The sequence below is a fragment of the Sphingomonas glacialis genome (genome assembly GCF_014653575.1).
GTDB lineage: Bacteria > Pseudomonadota > Alphaproteobacteria > Sphingomonadales > Sphingomonadaceae > Sphingomonas > Sphingomonas glacialis.
Genome location: NZ_BNAQ01000040.1, coordinates 1 through 649, shown reverse-complemented (window position 1 = coordinate 649; position 649 = coordinate 1). Strand labels below are relative to the sequence as shown.

General features: G+C 33.9%; 1 protein-coding gene. It reads left to right on the top strand.

Translation table 11 applies throughout. The features are described from left to right. Nucleotides 1-118: 118 nt before the first annotated feature. Nucleotides 119-499 (top strand): plasmid mobilization protein, encoded by a 381-nt coding sequence (locus IE187_RS21790; RefSeq protein ID WP_103301670.1) that lies wholly within the window; start codon nt 119-121, stop codon nt 497-499. Nucleotides 500-649 lie beyond the last annotated feature (150 nt).

The following is a 649-nucleotide window of genomic DNA, read 5'->3' as shown; positions in this document are numbered from 1 at the left end:
GAAGTGGCTAGAATATACAACGCTTGCCAAACCACATTATTACTTGAAATTTTGTTGATTATCCTATAATCTACAAATATAGAAAGTAATATATTTCGTAGAAACGTGGTGGGATTAAATGAGTGAACGTGATAATAATTTGGCTAGCGATTTGTCTGTTGGGGAAAACCGTAAACCCAACCGCAAAGAGCCGAAACAAATTAGTTTCAGAGTGAGCGAATCCGAATATGAAAAGTTAAGGTCATCGGCTGAAACTTTGAATATGAGTGTGCCGAATTTCGTTAAGAAAAAGGCACATGGGAGTCGATTGGTAGCGCCCAAATTTGATAAAGAGACGCGACAATCGATTGCCAAAGATTTAAGTAAGTTAGGCGCAAACGTGAATCAAATTGCTAAATATTGCAATCAACATCAATATGACGCACCGAATTATGAAGGATTGGAGTATAATATCAACGCCGTTCGTGAAAGGTTGAATGATATATGGAACAAAATGTAAAAATTGTAAGAAGTTTATTTATTTTAATAGCAGTTTGTGGGGTTGCTATTTTTAGTATTTACATTGAGGAGTATGGACTTTTATATATTTTGGGAATAGCTGTAATTGTTAATATTGTTTTATTAATTAAAGCGATAAATAAGAAACGAA